The organism is Paraburkholderia sp. A1RI_3L (assembly GCF_048957895.1).
Classification (GTDB): Bacteria; Pseudomonadota; Gammaproteobacteria; order Burkholderiales; family Burkholderiaceae; genus Paraburkholderia; species Paraburkholderia kururiensis.
In genome coordinates, this window is record NZ_JARCHA010000001.1 from 20827 (window position 1) to 39583 (window position 18757).

The window sequence follows — 18757 nt, forward strand, 5'->3', positions numbered from 1 at the left end:
GTCTGCGTCAAATGTCTGTTGTGCTTCTGCCCACCGCTCACAGCGTGAGCGCGAGCACCTTCACCACCAGTTCCTGATAGCTGATGCCGACTGCGCGCGCCGCCTTCGGTGGCAGCGAGTGATCCGTCATGCCCGGCGCCGTGTTCACTTCGAGGAAGTACGGGTTGCCCGCGCCGTCCATCATGAAATCGGCGCGACCCCAGTCCGTGCAGCCCAGCACCTCGAACGCGCGGCGCGCGAGCACCTTCAAACGCGATTCCAGTTCAGGCGCGAGTCCGCACGGAATCAGATACTGCGTCGTGTCGAGGATGTACTTCGCGTCGTAGTCGTAAAACTCGCCCGCGGGCACGATGTGAATGACCGGCAGATCCAGATCGCCCGCGATGCAGGCGGTGTACTCGCCGCCACCTTCGATACTCTTTTCCACGAGCACGATCTTGTCGTGCTTCGCTGCTTCGGCGATGGCGGCCGGCAGCGCGTCGGCGGTCTTCACCTTGATGACGGCGACGCTCGAACCCTCGCTCGCCGGCTTCACAAAGAGCGGCAAGCCGAGCTTCGCGACGATGGCGGCGGCGCGCGCAGCGTAGTCGTCGCCGCGCATCACGGCTTCGAACGGTGGCGTGGGAATGCCGAGTTGCTGCCACACGAGCTTCGCGCGGAATTTGTCGAGGCCCAACGCCGAACCCAGCACGCCGCTACCCGTGTAGCGGATGCCGTAGAAATCGAGCGCGCCCTGGATCTGCCCGTTTTCGCCATAGCCGCCGTGCAGCGCATTGAAGGCGCGCACAAAGCCTTCGTCCTTCAGCGCCGAAAGCGGCCGCTCGGACGGATCGAACGGATGCGCGTCGATGCCTGCCGCGCGCAAACCCTGCAGCACGAGGCGGCCCGAATTGAGCGACACCTCGCGCTCGGCGGACACGCCGCCAAGCAGCACCGCCACCTTGCCGAACTGTTTCGGATCGATACTGCTCGTCATTTCACACCTTCCGTTGACTGGGCAAGCCGCCCCGGCACGCCGCCAATCGAGCCCGCGCCCATCGTGATCACCACGTCGCCGTCGCGCACCAGCGCCGCGAGCGCCTCCGGCACTTCGTCGACGGTCTCCACGAACACCGGTTCGACCTTGCCCGCCACGCGAATCGCGCGAGCGAGCGCGCGGCCGTCGGCGGCCACGATGGGCGCCTCGCCGGCTGCGTAAACGTCGGTGATCACCAGCGCGTCGACAGTGGACAGCACTCTGACGAAATCTTCGAAGCAGTCGCGCGTGCGCGTGAAGCGGTGCGGCTGGAACGCGAGCACGAGGCGCCGCTCGGGAAAGGCGCCGCGCGCGGCCGCGATGGTCGCCGCCATCTCCACCGGGTGATGGCCGTAGTCGTCGATCAGCGTGTACGTGCCGCCCGCGGCCACCGGCACTTCGCCGTAGCGCTGGAAGCGCCGGCCCACGCCGTTGAATTCGGCGAGCGCACGCTGGATATCGGCATCGGCGACTTCGAGTTCAGTCGCAATCGCAATCGCCGCGAGCGCGTTCTGCACGTTGTGCGTGCCGGGCAGGTTCAGCACGATGTCGAGCGGCGCCCCGTCTTCGCGCATCGCCGTGAAATGCATGCGCCCTTCGTGCGCGACGACGTTCACGGCGCGCACCTGGGCGTCGGCCGCGAAACCGTAGCGGATGATCGGCTTCGAGACGAACGGCAGGATCTCTTTCACGTTCGGGTCGTCGACGCACAGCACCGCGATGCCATAGAACGGCAACCGGTGCGTGAATTCGATGAACGCCTGCTTGAGCCGCGCGAAGTCGTGGCCGTAGGTGTCCATGTGATCCGCGTCGATGTTCGTGATGACCTCGATCACCGGAAAGAGGTTCAGGAACGACGCGTCGGATTCGTCCGCTTCCGCGACGATGAAGTCGCCCGTGCCAAGCCGCGCATTCGCACCCGCACTGATCAGCCGGCCGCCGATCACGAAGGTCGGATCGAGCCCGCCCGCCGCGAGCACGCTCGCCACGAGCGAGGTGGTCGTGGTCTTGCCGTGCGTGCCGGCAATGGCGATGCCCTGCTTCAACCGCATCAGTTCCGCGAGCATCACGGCGCGCGGCACGATCGGAACGTGACGGTGGCGCGCGGCAAGCACCTCGGGGTTGTCGTTGCGCACGGCGCTCGATACCACTACGGCGTTCGCCCCTTCGATGTTCTCTGCGTCGTGGCCAATCGCGATGCGTGCGCCGAGCGCGGCGAGCCGGTCCGTCACCGCGTTGCGGGTGAGGTCCGAGCCGCTCACCTGGTAGCCGAGATTGACGAGCACTTCTGCGATGCCGCTCATCCCCGCGCCGCCGATGCCGACGAAATGAATGTGTTTGACGATGTGTTTCATTGCTTTCCTTCTGGGCTCGCGCCCGCCACGGTCGCGCAGATGCGTGCGACCTGATCGGTGGCATCCGGTTTCGCGAGCGAGCGCGAACGCTCCGCCATCTGCGCGAGACTCTCGCGGGTCTGGCTGCGCAGCCAGTCGGCGAGCTTTTCCGCCGACAAGTCGCGTTGTTGCACGACGAGCGCCGCGCCTTGATCGGCGAGGAACGCTGCGTTGGTGGTCTGGTGATCGTCCACGGCGAACGGGAACGGCACGAACAAAGCCGCGACGCCCGCCGCCGCGATCTCCGCAACGGTCATGGCGCCCGAGCGGCAGACCACGAGATCGGCGTTCGCGTAGGCGTTCGCCATGTCGTCGATGAACGGTACGAGCTGCACGCTCGCGCCGGAAAAGGAATCGGACGACGCATCGGACATGAGGCCTGCCGCCGCGTAATTCGCACGCAGCGCTTCGATATGCTTCGCGCCGGCCTGGTGAACGACCTGCGGACGCTCGCCGGGCGCAAGCAGCGCCAGGGCGCGCGGCACGACTTCGTTCAGCGCCGCGGCCCCGAGGCTGCCGCCTACCACGAGCAGCCGCAAAGGGCCGCTTCGAGCGGCATAGCGCGCCGTCGGTTCCGGCAGGTGCGCGACTTCTTCGCGAATCGGATTACCGGTCCATTCAGCGTGCGGCAATGCATTCGGGAACGCTACGAGCACGCGCCTTGCGAGCTTCGCGAGCACCTTGTTGGCAAGCCCGGCAATCGAGTTCTGTTCGTGCAGCACGAGCGGCCGCCCCGAGAGCGCCGTCATGACGCCGGCCGGAAACGTGATGTAGCCGCCCATGCCGAGCACGACGTCGGGCTTCACGCGACGCAGCACCGTAAGGCTCTGCATACACGCGCGCAGCAGGTTCACGGGAAGCATCAGTTTCGTCTTGAGACCTTTACCGCGCAGGCCGCCGAAACGCACGTACTCCATCGGGATGCCGTACTTCGGCACGAGCGATGCCTCCATGCCCCCAGGGTTGCCGAGCCAGACCACGCGCCAGCCCCACGCTTGCATGCGATGCGCGACGGCGAGGCCGGGGAACACGTGTCCCCCGGTGCCGCCGGCCATCACCATGAGCGTGCGTGGAGTGGTCATACCTTGCCTCCGCGCATCAGTACCCGGTTTTCGTAGTCCACGCGCAGCAGCACGGCCACCGCGACACAGTTGAGCAGAATGCCGGAGCCGCCGTAACTCACGAGCGGCAGCGTGAGCCCCTTCGTGGGCAGCAGCCCGAGGTTCACGCCCATGTTGATGAAGGTCTGTGCGCCGAACCAGATGCCGACGCCCTTGGCCATCAGACCAGCGAACGTGCGGTCGAGCGCGAGCGCCTGGCGGCCAATCTCGAACGAACGCCGCACGATCCAGTAGAAGAGCAGGATCACGATCATCACGCCGACGAACCCAAGTTCTTCGCCGATCACGGCGAGGATGAAGTCGGTGTGCGCTTCGGGCAGGTAATTGAGCTTCTCCACGCTGCCGCCCAGGCCCACGCCGAACCACTCGCCGCGCCCGAACGCGATCAGCGAGTGGGTGAGCTGATAGGCCTTGCCTTGTGCGTAGCGGTCGTCCCACGGATCGAGGTACGCGAAGATCCGCTCGCGCCGCCACGGCGACGCCCACACGAGCAGCGTGAAGGTGCCGACCGCCGTCGCCACGAGACCACCGAACAGCTTGCCGTTCACGCCACCGAGAAACAGCACGCCCATGGCGATGGCCGCGATCACCATGAAGGCGCCCATGTCAGGTTCGAGCAGCAGCAGCGCGCCCACCACGCCCACGGCAAACGCCATCGGCAGGAAGCCTTTGGCGAAGCTATGCATGTATTCCTGCTTGCGCACCGTGTAGTTGGCCGCGTAGATGGTCACGGCCAGCTTCATGATTTCGGACGGCTGCATGTTGGTCACGCCGAGCGGAATCCAGCGGCGCGCGCCGTTCACGCCCTTGCCGACGTGCGGAATCAGCACGATCACGAGGCTCAGCAGCGCGACCAGAAAGAGCTTCGGCGCGTACTTGTCCCACGTGGAAACCGGAATGCGAAACGCGACGATGCCCGCCACCGCCCCCATCACGACGAAGATGATCTGGCGCACGAGGAACGCGTAGTCGCGATACGAGGCGTACTTCGGCGAATCGGGCATGGCGATAGACGCCGAATACACCATCACGACGCCAAGCCCGAGCAGCGCGATCACCACCCACAGCAGCGAATGGTCGTAGTCGAGCATGCGCGAACGTGCGCCGCGTACGCCGTTGACCGCGCTCGCAAGGCCGCCGCGCACGCCGCCCGAACGCGGCACGGCGTTACCGCCCGCGCTGCCGCGCTCCTTGGCAAGCCTCGAACCGAAGCGTTCGGACCAGCTCATATCGTCGTCCCCCGTTCGGCTGCGATGTCCTCGACCGTGCTGCGGAATACTGCGGCACGGTGCGCGTAGTTCTTGAACATGTCGAGGCTCGCGCAGGCGGGCGACAGCAGCACCACGTCGCCGGGTTCGGCGAGCGCCGTGGCGGCACGCGTGGCGGCTTCGAGCGTCGGGTGATCGGAGAGCGCGACGCCGGTGTGTTCGAGCGCCGCGCGAATTTGCGGCGCATCGCGGCCAATCAGCATGACGGCGCGGCACCAGCGTGTGACGGGCGCGACGAGCGGCTCGAAGTCCTGGCCTTTGCCGTCGCCACCGGCGATCAGCACCGTGCGTTGCGCGAGGCCGTCGAGTGCGGCCACGGTCGCGCCAACGTTCGTGCCCTTGCTGTCGTCCACGAAATCGATGCCGTCGATCGACGCAATCAGTTCCACCCGATGCGGCTCGCCGCGGTACTCGCGCAGCCCGTGCAGCAGCGGCGCGCCCGGCAGACCGATGGCGCGGGCGAGCGCATACGCGGCAAGCGCGTTGGCGGCGTTGTGCAAGCCGCGGATGCGCAGCGCGTCCACGGGCATCAAGCGCTTCAGGGCGATGTTGGCCGGCGCGGCCGCTTCCTGCTTGCGACGTCGCGGCGACACAGGTTCGTCGGTCGCGTCGCGATCTTCTGCTGCGACGAGCCATAGCATGCCGTTCTCACGCAGCACGCCGTAATCGCCGTCGCGTTGCGGCTCGTTGACGCCGAACGTGATGACCGGTGCGCTGTCTTTCTGGGACTCTGCGGCCGGGGCGAGCGCCATGACGCGCGCGTCGTCGCGGTTCAGCACACGCACCGTCTGCGGTCCGAAGATGCGGCCCTTCGCGGCGGCGTAGGCGTCGAGCCCGCCGTGCCAGTCGAGATGGTCTTGCGTGATGTTGAGCACCGCCGCCGCGTCCGGCGCGAAGGTGTGCGCCGTTTCGAGCTGGAAGCTCGACAGCTCGAGCACCCAGATGTCGGGCAAGGCGGTGTGGTCGATGGCGTCCGAAAGCTTGTCGAGCGCTGCCGGACTAATGTTGCCCGCCACCGCCACCTTCTTGCCCGCACGCTCGCACAGGATGCCCGTGAGGCTCGTCGTGGTGGTCTTGCCGTTCGTGCCCGTAATGGCGATGACCTTCGGCGCATAGCCGCTCTCGCCGAGCGTCTTCAATGCCTGCGCGAAGAATTCGAGTTCGCCCCAGACGGGAATATCGCGCTCGCGCGCGGCCGCGATGAGCGGCACGAGATCCGGCGCGAGCGGCGAAAGCCCCGGGCTGATGCCGACCAGCTCCACGCCTTCGAGCAATGCCGTCGAAAACGCGCCGCCGACGAAATCGGCGTCCACGCCATGGGCTTCGAGTGCGGCGAGATTGGGCGGCACTTCGCGCGTGTCCGCCACGCGCAGCCGGCACCCGTGCCGCGCGCACCAGCGCGCCATCGCGAGGCCGGATTCTCCGAGCCCCAGCACGAGCACCATCGGCTTTTGCCGATCCCGAAACTTCTCGCCAAACATTGCTTGCTTTCCCTTACCGCAGTTTGAGGGTGGACAGACCGAACAGACACAGCATCAACGTGATGATCCAGAAACGCACCACGACCTGCGTTTCCTTCCAGCCGGACAATTCGAAATGGTGGTGCAGCGGCGCCATCTTGAAGATGCGCCGGCCCTCGCCGTAACGGCGTTTGGTGTACTTGAACCACGTCACCTGAAGCATCACGGAAAGCGTTTCCGCCACGAAGATGCCGCCCATGATGAAGAGCACGATCTCCTGCCGCACGATCACGGCGACGGTGCCGAGCGCGCCGCCCAGCGCCAGCGCGCCCACGTCGCCCATGAAGACCTGCGCCGGGTGCGTGTTGAACCAGAGGAACGCGAGACCCGCGCCGCCCATCGCCGAGCAGAAGATCAGCAGTTCGCCCGCGCCCGGAATGTGCGGAAACAGCAGATATTTCGAGTAGACCGAACTGCCCATCACGTAGGCGAACACGCCGAGCGAGGCACCGACGAGCACGACGGGCATGATGACGAGGCCGTCGAGGCCGTCCGTGAGATTCACCGCGTTGCTCGCGCCCACGATCACGAAATAGGTGAGCGCGATGAAACCCCACACGCCGAGCGGGTAGCTGATCGACTTCAGGAACGGCAGCATGAGGTCGGCGCGCGCAGGCAGGCCCATCGAAAGACCGCTGCGCACCCACGCCATGAAGAGGTCGAACACGCGCACGTTGCTCGCCTCCGACACGCTGAACGCCAGATACACGGCCGCGAAAATGCCGATCACCGACTGCCAGAAATACTTCTCGCGCGACGACATGCCGCGCGGATCCTTGTAGACGACCTTGCGATAATCGTCGACCCAGCCGATCAGGCCGAAGCCGAACGTCACGAGCATGACGATCCAGATGAAGCGGTTCGTGAGATCGCCCCAGAGCAGCGTGGACACCGCAATGCCGATGAGGATCAGCACGCCGCCCATGGTCGGCGTGCCGGACTTCACGAGGTGCGACTGCGGACCTTCCTTGCGCACCGCCTGGCCGACCTTCAGTTGGGTCAGCGTGCGGATCACCCACGGGCCGCAGACGAGCCCGATCAACAACGCGGTGATGGTGGCCATCACCGCGCGAAACGTCAGATAACTGAACACGCGCAAGAAGCTTGCGTCATTCTGCAGCCATTGCGCCAGCGCCAGTAGCATGCTTTCGGTCCTTCCAGTCTTCAATGAGCGCCGGGCGCAGCGCCCGACGCGGGGGTGAGTGGACTCGTCAGGGCGTCCACCACGCGCTCCATCTGCATGAAGCGCGAGCCTTTCACGAGAATCGTTGCGGCCGGGCCGAAGCCGGCCTGCAGCAGGGCGCTCACGAGCGAGCCGACGTCGTTCGCATGCGTTGCGCCGGAACCGTATGCGGCCACCATGTCGCGCGATGCGCCGCCGAGCGCGTAGAGCGCGTCGATGCCGCGCTCCTTCGCGTAGGCGCCCACCTCGCGGTGAAACGCGGGGCCGTTGTCGCCCACTTCGCCCATGTCGCCCATTACGAGCACGCGCGGTGACGGTTGCTGCGCGAGCACGTCGATCGCAGCGCGGGCGGAATCGGGGTTCGCGTTGTAGGTGTCGTCGATCACGGTGGCGCCGGCCAGATCGCCGAGCGCGGCGCGCTTCACCTGGAGCCGGCCCTTGACCGGAACGAACGACTCGAGCCCGCGCCGGATCGCATCGAGCGACACGCCCGAGGCCAGCGCCGCCGCTGCCGCCGCGAGCGCGTTGTGGGCGTTGTGCGCGCCGAGCACTTGCAGCGCGACTTCGACGCGACCTTGCTGCGACTCGATAGCGAGGCGATTGCCGGTGAGCGTGCCGGTCACGGCGGCAGGCGTCTGGCGTTCAGCGGTGTGCAGCGCAAAGTCCATCACGGCGCTGCCCGTTGCGGCAACGCGCCAGATGCTGGCGTAGGCGTCGTCGGCGGGAAATACAGCGATGCCGTCTGGCGAGAGCGCATGAATCACGCTCGCATGTTCGAGCGCGACCGCCTCGACTGTCGCCATGAACTCCTGGTGCTCGCGCTGCGCGTTGTTCACAACGGCCACCGTCGGCGCGGCGATCTGCGCAAGCAGCTGCGTTTCGCCAGGATGGTTCATGCCGAGTTCGACCACCGCGAGACGATGAGCGCTGGAGAGCCGGAACAGCGTGAGCGGCACGCCGATGTCGTTGTTCAGATTGCCCGCCGTCGCAAGCCGCGCGTCCGCACCCACGGCTGCCGCGAAGATGGACGCGATCATTTCCTTGACGGTGGTCTTGCCGTTGCTGCCTGTCACCGCGACGAGGGGCAAGGTGAAACGTTTCCGCCAGCCGTGCGCGAGCGCGCCGAGCGCGACGCGCGTGTCCGCCACGCGCAGTGCGGGCAAACGCCAGTCGCCAGGACTACGCGATACCAGCGCCGCGCTCACGTGGCGCGCCGCGACCTCCGGAAGGAAATCGTGCGCGTCGAAGCGGTCGCCCTTGAGCGCGACGAACAGATCGCCCGGGCCGGCCGTGCGGCTGTCGGTGGCAACCCGCTCGAACGTCACCGAGTCGTCGCCAAGCACAGTGGCGCCAGGGATCAGTTGGGCCGCTTCGCGCAGCGAGAACATCGTCATTCGCCACCTCCGCGGACGTGCGTCGCACGTGCCGCGAGCGCGAGACGTGCGTGATCCTGATCGGAGAAAGCGCGCTTCTTGCCCATGATTTCCTGTGTTGCTTCGTGTCCCTTGCCGGCGAGCACGATCACGTCTTCGCGCGCGGCGCCGCGCACTGCCTGCAAGATCGCGCTCGCGCGGTCTTCGACGCGGCGCGCGGCGTCGGGTTTCGTCATGCCCGCGACGATCTGGTCGATGATCTTCGCCGGGTCTTCGCTGCGCGGGTTGTCGCTCGTGACGACGACGGTGTCGGCGAGGCGCTCCGCAATGCCGCCCATCAGCGGACGCTTGGTCGCGTCGCGATCGCCACCGCAGCCGAACATGCAGACGAGCTGGCCGCCTCGCGCGGCGGCCATGGGACGCAGCGCTTCCAGCGTCTTTTCGAGCGCATCCGGCGTGTGCGCGTAATCGATCACCACGAGCGGCTCGTCGTGATCGACGCGACCGCCAAGACGTTGCATCCGGCCATTCACCGGTTCGAGTTTCGCGATTTCGGCGAGCGCGGCGTCGAACGGCACGCCGGCCCCGAGCAGCGCGCCTAGCACGCCAAGCAGATTGCTGACGTTGAAGGCACCGAGGGTCATCACTTCGACGTCGGCTGCGCCCCAATCGGACGTCGACAGGTGGAACGCCGTGCCCGTCGCGGTGGCGCGCACGTTGCTCGCGGTGAGGAAGGCGTCGGCGACCTGCGCAGCGGCACCGGACGCTTCGCCGGTCGCGGCAATGCCGTAGGCGATGGTGCGCACACGGCCTTGCAAGGCAGCGATGAAGCGGCGGCCCGTTTCGTCGTCGCGGTTGATCACCGCACAGCGCAGCCCCGGCCACGAGAAGAGTCTCGCCTTCGCAGCTTCGTACGCTTCGAACGTGCCGTGATAGTCGAGATGGTCTTGCGTGAGGTTCGTGAAGATCGCGATGTCGAACGCCGTGCCGTTCGCGCGCCCTTGATGAAGCGCGTGCGACGACACCTCCATGCCCACGGCCTGGGCGCCACCGGCGCGCAGTTGTTCGAGGCTGCGCTGGAGTTGGGGCGCGTCCGGTGTCGTGAAGCCAGTGTGTACGAGTTGCCCCGGCATGCCGCTGCCGAGCGTGCCGACAATGGCGCACGGCTTGCCGAGCGCGGTCAGCGCGCTTGCCACCCACTGGCTGCACGAGGTTTTGCCGTTGGTGCCGGTCACGCCGATCATCAGCATCGCGTCGCTCGGGTCGCCGTACCAGCCGCTCGCAATTTCGCCCGCCAGCACGTCGAGTTCAGGTACCGCGAGCGAGGCGACGGCGCTGACCGTACCGTCGAAGCCTTCCGGCTGGTACAGCACGGCAGACGCGCCGCGCTCGATAGCGTTGTCGATGAACGGACGGTTGTCGGCGCCGTCCACGGCGTAGGCTAGAAACACGTCGCCGGGTTTGAGCGCGCGGGTGTCGGCGTGCAGATCGGCGCCGCGTTGCGCATGGGCGCGCAGCCATGCGAGCGCCTCGGCGATCCGCTGATGGGCGGGGTGCTCGGCGCGGTCCCGTTTGTCCAGCGCGATCATCGGACCACCCCCGGACGATTCTTCGCGTTTTCCGCGACCTTCATATGTTTGGCGCCGCCGGCTTCTTTGCCGCCCGCGAGCTTCTTCGCCGCTGCCGCGACAGGTGCAGGTGCGGGCGTGCCGGACTGCGCTTGCTGCGCGGGGTCGTCGGAGACGACTAGCTGCTTCACGGGCATGTTCGGCGGAATGTTGAGCGAGCGCAGCGTATCGCCGACGATGCCCGAAAACACCGGGCCCGACACCTGCCCGCCGAAGTGGCTGCCGGCCGTGGGCTCGTCGATGGAAACCGCCACCACGATGCGCGGATTCGGCATCGGCGCCATACCGACGAACGACGCACGGTACTTGCCGTGGTCGTACCCGTGCGCGCCGTGCTTGTACGCCGTGCCGCTCTTGCCGCCGACGCGGTAACCCGGCACGGCTGCATCCGGCGACGTGCCGCCAGGTGCCGTCACCATCTCGAGCATGGCGCGCACTTCGCGTGCCGTGGTCGGCGCGAACACCTGCGGACCGGAGACCGGCTGATCGCCCGGTGTCCTGAAAATGGACACCGGCAGGATCTGGCCGTCATGCGCAATGGCCGTGTAGGCGCGCGCAAGCTGGAACAGCGAAGCAGAAAGACCATAGCCGTACGACATGGTCGCCTGCTCGATGCGCCGCCAGCTTTTCCACGGACGCAGACGGCCCGCCGCCGCGCCGGGAAACCCGACCTTCGGCGCCTGACCGAGACCGATGCTGGTGTACATGTTCCACATCTCTTCGGGCCGCAGCTGCATCGCGATCTTGGTCGCGCCGATGTTGCTCGACTTCTGGATCACGCCGCCCACGGTGAGCACGCCGAACGCGCTGTCGTCCGTGATGGTGGCGCCGTCCAGCACGAAGCGGCCCGGGCCTGTATCCACCAGTGTAGTCGGCGACACGCGGTGCAGATCGAGCGCGAGCGACACCGTGAACGGCTTCATGATGGAACCGGGCTCGAAGACGTCGGTGAGCATGCGGTTGCGCAGCTGCTCGCCGGTCAGGTGCGAGCGGTCGTTCGGGTTATAGGTCGGATAATTGACGAGCGAGAGCACCTCGCCCGTGCGCACGTCGATCACCATGGCCGCGCCGGCTTTCGCGCGGAATTTCTCCACGGCGGCCTTCAGGTTCGCGTAGGTGATGTACTGGATCTTGCTGTCGATGGAAAGCTCGACGTCCTGACCGTTATGCGGCACGGCCAGTTCGTCGACGTCCTCGACGATATGGCCCATCCGGTCCTTGATGACGCGGCGGCTGCCCGGCGTGCCCGCGAGAATCCTCTGGTCGCCAAGCTCGACGCCTTCCTGGCCCTCGTCCTCGACGTTCGTGAAGCCGATCAGGTGCGCGGTGATTTCGCCTTCGGGGTAAAAGCGCTTGTACTCGTTACGCTGATAAATACCGGGGATATCGAGGTCGGCCACTTTCTGCGCGACGTCGAGCGGCACCTGGCGCTTCACGTAGACGAAGGTCTTGTCCTCGGAGAGTTTGGCGCGCAGCTCCGTCGGCGTCATGCCGAGCAGCTTGCCGAGCGCGGCGAGCTTGTCGGCGCCCAGGTCGTCCGGCACGGATTCGGGAATCGCCCAAATGGCGCGCACGGGCAAGCTCGTTGCAAGCACGAGGCCGTTGCGATCGAGAATCTTGCCGCGTGTGGCCGGCAGTTCGATGGTGCGCTGATAGCGGCTCTCGCCCTGCTTCTGATAGAACGCGTTGCCCGGACCCTGGATCCAGAACGCGCGGCCGGCCAGCGCAACGAACGCCATGAAGAGAAGAAAGACGACGAGCTTCGAGCGCCACATCGGCAGGCGCACCGAGAGAATCGGGTTGGCCGAGAACGCCACGCTACGCTTCGACGACTTCTTCATCGCGTCACCCCGCGGCCGTTCGCCGGCGTGGACGCGGCCCCACCCGGCGCCGATGCCTGCACGGGCGCATCTTCAGCCGTAGCGGCGCCCGGCGCGAGGGTGAGATATTGCGTGCGTCCGGTCGTCACGGGCTGCATCTTGAGCGAATCGGTGGCGATCTGTTCGATGCGCGAAGTCTTCGACAGCGCGCTCTGCTGATATTGAAGCTGTGCGTAATCCTGCTGCAGCTGCCGCTCCTGCGACTGCGCGCGCTGCAGCGCGATGAAAAACTGGCGCTGCTGGTTCGTCGCATTGACGACCGACAGCGCGCACCCCATCACAACGATCAGTAGAAAGATGTTCAGGCGGCTCATGGCGTGACGCGCTCCGCGATGCGCATCACGGCCGAACGGGCCCGCGGGTTCTCGGCAACTTCCGCGTCGCTCGCGAACAGACGGCCCATCAGCTTGAGCGGCGGGCTCGGCAGGTCGACAGCGCGGAGCGGCAGCCGGCGGTCGAGCGCAGGCGCACTCGAATGCGTCTGCATGAACCGCTTGACTATCCGGTCCTCCAGCGAATGGAAGCTGATGACCACGAGCCGCCCCCCTTGCTCCAGCAACGACAATGCAGCCTCTAGAACGACTTGCAGCTCCGCAAGCTCTTGATTGACGTGAATCCGTATAGCCTGAAAGGTGCGGGTTGCCGGGTCCTTGCCCTTCTCACGGGTTTTGACGACGTTAGCCACGATTTGGGCAAGCTCGCGCGTGCTGACGAGAGGCCCAAGACGGTCGGACTCTGCCCGGCGAGCAACAAGCGCCTTTGCAATCTGAAAAGCAAACCGTTCTTCCCCATAGTCTCGTATTACCTCCGTCAACTCCTGCACAGTGGCCCGCGCGAGCCAGTCAGCCGCGGACTCGCCGCGCGTCGGGTCCATCCGCATGTCGAGCGGACCTTCGGCGCGGAAACTGAAACCGCGCTGCGGGTCGTCGAACTGCGGCGACGACACACCGAGATCCAGCAGCACGCCCGACACACGCCCTACCCCGCGTTCCGCCAGAGCGTCACGCAGCGATGCAAAACTGCCATGCACGATTTCGAAACGCGGATCGACAATTTCACCGGCCGTCGCGATGGCCTGCGGATCCTTGTCGAACGCAATCAGACGCCCTTTGTCAGCGAGCTTGGCGAGCACCGCCCGGCTGTGGCCGCCACGCCCGAACGTACCGTCCACATAGATGCCGTCGGTGCGCGTTACGAGCGCGTCGACCGCTTCGTCCAGCAGCACCGTGCGATGCTGCAATCCATTTCCCATCGCGGATGCCATCGAGTCACCCGCGGTCAGAATGTGAAATTCTTCAGCGCGTCGGGCATGCCCTGCGCCATCGCCGCAGCTTCCTTCGCGGCGTAAGTCTGGGCATCCCACAACTCGAAGTGACTGCCCATGCCGAGCAGCATCACTTCCTTTTCCAGCGCGGCAGCAAGCCGCAACTCAGGTGATACGAGCACGCGGCCCGCGCTGTCCAGTTCGACATCCGAGGCATTACCGAGGAAGATGCGGCGCCACCAGTGGGCGTCCATGGGCAAGGCAGCGACTTTCGCGCGAAACACTTCCCATTCGGGGCGTGGAAACAGCAACAGGCAGCCGTCCGGGTGCTTGGTCACCGTCACCCGTCCTTCTGCCTGTTGTTGCAGCGCTTCCCGATAGCGCGACGGAATCGACATCCGTCCTTTCGCATCGAGCGTCAGCGCCGACGCCCCCTGGAACACTTCGCTCTCCCCTCATCGCGGTGCCGCGCACCGCCCGCCTGATCTCAAAAATCTACCGGAAGATGCCCGAGGAATCACACAAAAATACACTTTCTCACACTGTCTCCCACTTTAGAGGAACGCCCTGGACGGGTCAAGGGAGAAGGACTGTTTTTTGACGAAATTTATTAGTTAGAACAAGGACTTAGCGGCACTTGTTCAAGCACGGTAAAAGCAAAAAATCGTTACGAATGAATGAGCTACTGCAGACTGTGAAGGTAATACCTGAAAAGTGCGGGGGAAAGGCGTGATTGGAGGGCGAGCGGGAGAGATGGTGATGCGAAGCGAGAGAGGCGTTTCAGGCAAGGCGGGGTGGAACGGCATTGAGAGGCCGTCCCACCTGAAATGGATCATAGATAGTAGGCAGTACGCGTCATTACTTTCGATGCGGCTCTCATGATCGCGCGAGCCGGAAACGGCAGTTCGACGCCGCCTGCGTCGGTGGCGGCCTTTGCGTGCGCAACCTCGTCGGTGCGCATCTGCTCAACGATGGCTCGAGACTCGCGGTCGGCTTCCGGAAGCTTGTTCAGATGGCTGTCGAGATGCTGCTCGACCTGACGCTCTGTCTCCGCCATGAATCCGAGGCTTACCTTGTCGCCGAAACACCCGGCGACGAAACCGATCGAGAGTGCCCCGGCGTACCAGAGCGGATTGAGCAAGCTGGGACGAGAGTCCAGCGCTTCCAGACGCCGGGCGGTCCATGCAAGGTGGTCTTCCTCCTCGCGCGCGGCGCGTTCGAACGCGTCTTTCAGCTTAGGCGATGACGTGGCGAGCTTCTGCGCCTGGTATAGGGCCTGGGCGCATACCTCCCCGACGTGGTTCACCCGCATGAGCCCCGCGGCATGGGTGCGCTCGGCCGGAGAAAGGTCTACTGGCTGCGCCCCCTCTCCAGATTGTTCTTCGGTAGGCGGCAACGGAGTGGGACGGCTCATTCGCGATACCCCGGCCATGGTTCGCAGGCCTCGATCAAACTCCGTAATCAATTCATCCAGCGTCATTCAATCCCTCCATCCGACTTCTGCGTCCGGCCATTGGCATACCTCGCGTCTGCATCCGGAAGAAATACGTAGTAGCCCGAAGCCAACCGGCCCACTTCTTCCGCTCCGCACGCGACAGATCCAGGGTAAATCCTATGGCAAATATGCAATTCTAGACCATGTTGCGTAAACGAAACATGGACTTGCAGCGCACCCCGCTTTTTCTTTGTCCACGTTAGGCGTTTTGTTACATTACGGGCAACTTCTCGCGAAGTTAGATGGCAAGGCCGCAACGCAAGACAAATATTTGCCCTGCCCATATAACGATTTCGGTAATCCCTTGGAGATCTCTCAATGAAAAAGTCGCTTCTCGCGCTCGCAGCCCTTGGCGCGTTCGCTGGTGTTGCTCACGCACAGAGCAGCGTCACGCTGTACGGCATTATTGATGAAGGTTTCAACATCAATACGAACGCCGGCGGCAAGCACCTTTACAACCTGTCCAGCGGCGTCATGCAAGGCAGCCGTTGGGGTCTGCGCGGCACGGAAGATCTGGGCGGTGGCCTGAAGGCGATCTTCGTGTTGGAAAACGGCTTCGACATCAATAGCGGCAAGCTCGGCCAAGCCAACAAGGGCAGCACGCAAGGCCTCGAGTTCGGTCGCCAGGCTTATGTCGGTCTGTCCAGCCAGTTCGGCACCGTTACGCTCGGTCGCCAATACGACTCGGTGGTGGATTTTGTTGGTCCCCTGGAAGCCGGTGACCAATGGGGCGGATACATCGCAGCTCACCCCGGTGACCTCGATAACTTCAACAACGCCTATCGTACGAACAACGCGGTCAAGTTCACGAGCGCTGACTACGCCGGCTTCAAGTTCGGCGGCCTGTACAGCCTCGGCGGCGTTGCCGGCGACTACAGCCGCAACCAGGTGTTCTCGTTTGGCGCTGGTTACACCAACGGTCCTCTGGTTCTCGGTGCAGGCTACCTGAACGTGCGTAATCCGAACGTCGGCTTCTTCGGCGACAACGGCGCAAGCTCGACTGTGGCGAGCACGACCAACTACATTTCGTCGCCGGTCTACTCGGGCTACGCTTCAGCGCACACGTACCAAGTCATTGGCGCAGCTGGTGCATACACGTTCGGCGCGGCCACCGTTGGCTTGACGTACTCGAATATTAAGTTCCTGGGTCTCGGCGACACGACGTCGGGCCCGAACGCAACGGGTTACCGCGCGGGCGAGACGGCAACGTTCAACAACGCTGAAGTCAACTTCAAGTATCAACTGACGCCCGCACTGCTGATCGGCGCAGCATATGACTACACGCGCGGCAGCAGCGTTGCTCTGAGCAACGGTACGGATAACCCGGGCGCCAAGTATCACCAGTTCTCGCTCGGCACCGACTATTTCCTGTCGAAGCGCACGGACGTCTACCTGATCGGCGTGTATCAACACGCGAGCGGCACGGATTCGACGGGTAAGGCACCGGCTGTTGCTGCTATCAACGGCCTGTCCGCTTCGTCGACGCAAAATCAGTTCACGGCTCGCGTCGGTATCCGTCACAAGTTCTAATAAGTCGGAACAAAGTAGTCTGTAGTCTCAAGGCGCCTTCGGGCGCCTTTTTTCGTTTTAGTGTTGCTGATTGGCCGATATCGCCGGACCTTCTGCGCAGACGGGACGATCACTGTGCCCAGAACGGTGCACACAAAAAAGCCCGACAGACTTTACGTCGGTCGGGCTGACGCCGATGAGGCAGCGGGCGGAAGCTAAACCAGACTCGCCCATCAGGTGCTATGTGACTGCTTCGCGCGCAACACCCACGTTTTGGTCACTTGCACTCCTGGAAGACCTCATGCTCTTCCGTCACGCAGTTCCCGCCGCAAGATCTTGCCGACATTACTCTTCGGCAGCTCGGCGCGGAATTCGATGATCTTGGGCCGCTTGTAACCCGTCAGCTGCGTCTTGCAGAACGCGAAAACGTCCGTATCGGTAAGCGCCGGATCCTTCTTGACGATGACGAGCTTCACCGCTTCGCCCGAGTGCGCATCGGGCACTCCCACCGCGGCAACCTCGAACACCCCGGGCAGTTTCGCGACCACGTCCTCGATCTCGTTCGGGTACACGTTGAAGCCGGACACCAGAATCATGTCCTTCTTCCGGTCGACGACCTTCACGAATCCGCGTGCGTCCATGACGCCGACGTCGCCCGATTTGAAGAAGCCATCGGACGTCATTACCTTGGCCGTCTCTTCGGGTCGATTCCAATAACCCGCCATCACCTGAGGGCCGCGGATACAAATTTCGCCAGCCTCGCCGAGCGGCACTTCGTTGCCGGCATCGTCCTGGATCGAAACCTCGGTGGACGGCAGCGGTAGGCCGATCGTCCCGCTGTACTCCGTCACCGTTGCCGGGTTGCAGGTTACGCACGGTGATGTTTCGGACAACCCATAACCTTCGATGATCGGCGTATGGGTGCGCTCGAACCACCGTTTCGCAACAGCTTCCTGAACCGCCATACCGCCACCATTCGCAACGAGCAGATTCGAAAAGTCGAGCTTGTCGAAGTCAGGATGGTTGAGCAAAGCGTTGTAGAGCGTGTTGACCGCCGGAATCGTCGTAATCGCGTAGCCCTGCAGTGCCTTGATCGTGCCCGCTATGTCGCGAGGATTCGGAATCAGGACGCCGAGGCCGCCCGTCCGGATGGTCAGCAGGCCACACACCGTCAGCGCAAATACGTGATAGAGCGGCAGCGCGACGACAGTAATGAACTGCTCGATGTCAGGCCGCTGGCGGCGCGCCACATCCAGCCATGCATGCGACTGCAGCACATTCGCAATGATGTTCCGATGCAGCAGAGTCGCCCCCTTCGCCACGCCGGTCGTGCCGCCCGTGTATTGGAGAAACGCGACGTCCTCCGCGCTCTGCTCCACGCGCTTGAAGGTCTGTCGGCCGCCCGCGCGCACGGCGTCATTGAAACGCACGTGACCCGGCAGCGCCCACTCCGGCACCATCTTCTTCACCCGACGCACAACGAAGTTCACGAGCGCGCCTTTCGGCCCCAACAGATCGCCCATCGTCGCAACGACTACGTGCTTCACCGCGGTATTGCGGATAACCGCCTGCAGCGTAACCGCGAAGTTCTCGAGGATGATGATGGCTTCGGCGCCGCTGTCCTTGAGCTGATGTTCGAGTTCGCGCGGCGTATAGAGCGGATTGACGTTCACCACGACGTAACCCGCGCGCAGGATCGCGGAGAGCGCGACCGGATACTGCAACACGTTGGGCATCATGACGGCGATGCGCGCGCCACGCACAATGCCGCGCGACTGAAACCAGGCACCGAGGGCGCGTGACAGGTCGTCGAGCTGTCCGTAGGTGATCTGCTTGCCCATGCAGGCAAACGCGCTCTTCGCGCGATACTGCCGAAAACTTTCCTCCAGCAAGTCCGTAATGGACGCGTACTGGCTCGGATCGATCTCGGCTGGAACGCCGGGCGGATAGGACTTTAGCCAGACTTTTTCCATGCCGCGTCTCCTCCTGAATTTTCGAATGGTCGTGCTAAAAAATGGCATCCTAGCACGGGGACAGTGGCGGTTTCGAAGCCGGGCAGGCAGTTAGATTTCGCCCTCGAATACGTTTGGGCGGACGTTGAGGCAGG

15 protein-coding genes are annotated in these 18757 nt (G+C 64.5%); 1 reads left to right on the plus strand and 14 read right to left on the minus strand.

Features of this window, described 5'->3' with window-relative positions; all coding sequences use genetic code 11:
• Nucleotides 1-37 precede the first annotated feature (37 nt).
• The 13 genes from PXJ20_RS00100 to coq7 form a co-directional block, all read right to left on the minus strand.
• The gene (locus tag PXJ20_RS00100) at nt 38-976 is read right to left on the minus strand and encodes a D-alanine--D-alanine ligase (RefSeq protein WP_277596898.1); all 939 of its coding nucleotides are present in this window, start codon (nt 974-976) and stop codon (nt 38-40) included.
• Nucleotides 973-2370 carry a UDP-N-acetylmuramate--L-alanine ligase gene (murC, locus tag PXJ20_RS00105; RefSeq protein ID WP_413212560.1) on the minus strand — a complete coding sequence of 466 codons (1398 nt, stop codon included), beginning with the start codon at nt 2368-2370 and terminating at the stop codon, nt 973-975. Before murC ends, PXJ20_RS00100 begins: the two co-directional genes overlap by 4 nt.
• Nucleotides 2367-3491: an undecaprenyldiphospho-muramoylpentapeptide beta-N-acetylglucosaminyltransferase gene (murG, locus tag PXJ20_RS00110; RefSeq protein WP_421029896.1), complete on the minus strand. Its 1125-nt coding sequence runs from the start codon at nt 3489-3491 to the stop codon at nt 2367-2369. Before murG ends, murC begins: the two co-directional genes overlap by 4 nt.
• Nucleotides 3488-4759 (minus strand): putative lipid II flippase FtsW, encoded by a 1272-nt coding sequence (gene ftsW, locus PXJ20_RS00115; protein WP_017777125.1) that lies wholly within the window; start codon nt 4757-4759, stop codon nt 3488-3490. Before ftsW ends, murG begins: the two co-directional genes overlap by 4 nt.
• Nucleotides 4756-6279 carry a UDP-N-acetylmuramoyl-L-alanine--D-glutamate ligase gene (gene murD / locus PXJ20_RS00120; protein WP_277596900.1) on the minus strand — a complete coding sequence of 508 codons (1524 nt, stop codon included), beginning with the start codon at nt 6277-6279 and terminating at the stop codon, nt 4756-4758. The genes ftsW and murD overlap by 4 nt, the downstream gene beginning before the upstream one ends.
• Before the next feature lie 13 nt (nt 6280-6292).
• Nucleotides 6293-7462: a phospho-N-acetylmuramoyl-pentapeptide-transferase gene (gene mraY, locus PXJ20_RS00125; RefSeq protein WP_017777127.1), complete on the minus strand. Its 1170-nt coding sequence runs from the start codon at nt 7460-7462 to the stop codon at nt 6293-6295.
• Nucleotides 7463-7482: 20 nt separating this feature from the next.
• Complete coding sequence (locus PXJ20_RS00130) at nt 7483-8895, minus strand: UDP-N-acetylmuramoyl-tripeptide--D-alanyl-D-alanine ligase (RefSeq protein WP_421029897.1); 1413 nt, start codon at nt 8893-8895, stop codon at nt 7483-7485.
• On the minus strand, nt 8892-10463 hold the full coding sequence (locus PXJ20_RS00135) for a UDP-N-acetylmuramoyl-L-alanyl-D-glutamate--2,6-diaminopimelate ligase (RefSeq protein WP_421029898.1): 1572 nt from the start codon (nt 10461-10463) through the stop codon (nt 8892-8894). The genes PXJ20_RS00130 and PXJ20_RS00135 overlap by 4 nt, the downstream gene beginning before the upstream one ends.
• Nucleotides 10460-12343, minus strand: coding sequence for a peptidoglycan D,D-transpeptidase FtsI family protein (locus tag PXJ20_RS00140; RefSeq protein WP_017777130.1), 1884 nt, complete (start codon nt 12341-12343; stop codon nt 10460-10462). Before PXJ20_RS00140 ends, PXJ20_RS00135 begins: the two co-directional genes overlap by 4 nt.
• Entirely contained in the window at nt 12340-12696 is a 357-nt protein-coding gene (ftsL, locus tag PXJ20_RS00145; protein WP_017777131.1) for a cell division protein FtsL, read from the minus strand. The genes PXJ20_RS00140 and ftsL overlap by 4 nt, the downstream gene beginning before the upstream one ends.
• Nucleotides 12693-13634: a 16S rRNA (cytosine(1402)-N(4))-methyltransferase RsmH gene (gene rsmH / locus PXJ20_RS00150; protein ID WP_017777132.1), complete on the minus strand. Its 942-nt coding sequence runs from the start codon at nt 13632-13634 to the stop codon at nt 12693-12695. The genes ftsL and rsmH overlap by 4 nt, the downstream gene beginning before the upstream one ends.
• A gap of 26 nt (nt 13635-13660) precedes the next feature.
• A complete protein-coding gene (mraZ, locus tag PXJ20_RS00155; protein ID WP_017777133.1) occupies nt 13661-14089 on the minus strand; it encodes a division/cell wall cluster transcriptional repressor MraZ in 429 nt (142 codons plus the stop codon).
• 389 nt (nt 14090-14478) lie between these two features.
• Nucleotides 14479-15126: a 2-polyprenyl-3-methyl-6-methoxy-1,4-benzoquinone monooxygenase gene (gene coq7 / locus PXJ20_RS00160; protein WP_017777134.1), complete on the minus strand. Its 648-nt coding sequence runs from the start codon at nt 15124-15126 to the stop codon at nt 14479-14481.
• A gap of 333 nt (nt 15127-15459) precedes the next feature.
• Here coq7 and PXJ20_RS00165 point away from each other — a divergent pair, with 333 nt between their 5' ends.
• On the plus strand, nt 15460-16671 hold the full coding sequence (locus PXJ20_RS00165) for a porin (protein ID WP_199543764.1): 1212 nt from the start codon (nt 15460-15462) through the stop codon (nt 16669-16671).
• 278 nt (nt 16672-16949) lie between these two features.
• On the opposite strand, the gene PXJ20_RS00170 is transcribed toward PXJ20_RS00165, so the two are convergent.
• Nucleotides 16950-18623, minus strand: a complete 1674-nt coding sequence (locus tag PXJ20_RS00170) for a long-chain fatty acid--CoA ligase (protein WP_413212565.1) — start codon at nt 18621-18623, stop codon at nt 16950-16952.
• Between the last annotated feature and the right edge of the window lie 134 nt (nt 18624-18757).